The organism is Thalassotalea sp. PP2-459 (genome assembly GCF_001913705.1).
In the GTDB taxonomy this organism is placed as follows: domain Bacteria; phylum Pseudomonadota; class Gammaproteobacteria; order Enterobacterales; family Alteromonadaceae; genus Thalassotalea_C; species Thalassotalea_C hakodatensis.
The window spans coordinates 1-1,905 of record NZ_MKQD01000022.1 but is presented as its reverse complement, the minus strand read 5'-3'; the positions used below and the strand labels follow the sequence as shown (position 1 = coordinate 1,905).

General features: G+C 44.6%; 1 rRNA gene. It reads left to right on the top strand.

Annotation, left to right across the window (positions count from 1 at the left end):
- Positions 1–446: 446 nt before the first annotated feature.
- Positions 447–1,905: ribosomal RNA gene (locus BI291_RS04385) — 23S ribosomal RNA — on the top strand; the annotation flags it as partial.

Here is a 1,905-nt window from a genome sequence, read left to right as displayed (position 1 = left end):
ACCAAATTCTTCGTTATGCGTCGTTGCTTAATGACTCGTTTAGTGAACTAAACGTCGCCATCAAGCGCCTAGCTTAACTCGGATTATTAACTTCTTCATAAAGAATGAGAGACCAAATTAAAGGTTACTTTTTAGTGATTTTCAATTTGGTTTTTTTAACCAAGTTTTTAACCGAATGCGTGTTAATTACGATTTCTTTAACAATCTGGAAAGCTGATATTTATATCCCGATATAAGTAGTTTTATCAACTAGTTATATCACGTTAGCTTTAGGTAAGTAACGAGTGTCGCGCTCATTACTTTAATGAATAAAGCTAACAACCGAAATAAGACTTCCTTATCTTATTTCATTCTAATTCAAGTGCTATTTATAGTACGTGAAAATGTCAGACATACATTGATACTCAGTTTTGTCACTGAGTAACCTAAAATATTTAGGGTTGTATGGTTAAGTGACTAAGCGTATATGGTGGATGCCTTGGCAGTTAGAGGCGATGAAGGACGTGTTAATCTGCGATAAGCTGTGTTAAGTCGATAAAAGACGTTACAGACACAGATTTCCGAATGGGGAAACCCAATGTCATAAGACATTATCATTAACTGAATACATAGGTTAATGAGGCGAACCGGGAGAACTGAAACATCTAAGTACCCCGAGGAAAAGAAATCAACCGAGATTTCGTTAGTAGCGGCGAGCGAACGCGAATTAGCCCTTAAGCGTATGGGCGTCAGTGGAACAAGCTGGAAAGCTTGGCGATACAGGGTGATAGCCCCGTACACGAAGACAAACATATTGTGAAAACGAGTAGGTCGGCACACGTGAAATGTTGACTGAATATGGGGGGACCATCCTCCAAGGCTAAATACTCCTAACTGACCGATAGTGAACCAGTACCGTGAGGGAAAGGCGAAAAGAACCCCTGTGAGGGGAGTGAAATAGAACCTGAAACCGTATACGTACAAGCAGTGGAAGCCTTCGGGTGACTGCGTACCTTTTGTATAATGGGTCAGCGACTTATTTTTAGTAGCAAGGTTAACCGATTAGGGGAGCCGTAGCGAAAGCGAGTGTTAACTGCGCGTACAGTTGCTAGGAATAGACCCGAAACCCGGCGATCTACCCATGGGCAGGTTGAAGGTTGAGTAACATCAACTGGAGGACCGAACACACGTATGTTGAAAAATGCGGTGATGACTTGTGGGTCGGAGTGAAAGGCTAATCAAGCCGGGAGATAGCTGGTTCTCCCCGAAATCTATTTAGGTAGAGCCTCGCACGAACACCATTGGGGGTAGAGCACTGTTAAGGCTAGGGGGTCATCCCGACTTACCAACCCTTTGCAAACTCCGAATACCAATGAGTGATATGCGGGAGACACACTATGGGTGCTAACGTCCATAGTGAAGAGGGAAACAACCCAGACCGCCAGCTAAGGTCCCAAAGTACTAGTTAAGTGGGAAACGATGTGGAAAGGCATAGACAGCTAGGAGGTTGGCTTAGAAGCAGCCATCCTTTAAAGAAAGCGTAATAGCTCACTAGTCGAGTCGGTCTGCGCGGAAGATGTAACGGGGCTAAACTAGTCACCGAAGCTGCGGATTTAAATCTTTGATTTAAGTGGTAGGGGAGCGTTCTGTAAGCCGTTGAAGGTGTGTTGTAAGGCATGCTGGAGGTATCAGAAGTGCGAATGCTGACATGAGTAACGATAATGGGAGTGAAAAACTCCCACGCCGAAAGACCAAGGTTTCCTGTCCCATGTTAATCAGGGCAGGGTAAGTCGGCCCCTAAGGCGAGGCCGAAAGGCGTAGTCGATGGGAAACAGATTAATATTTCTGTACTTCTATATATTGCGAAGGAGGGACGGAGCAGGCTAAACAGGCATGGCGTTGGTAGTCCATGTGAAAGTGAGTAGG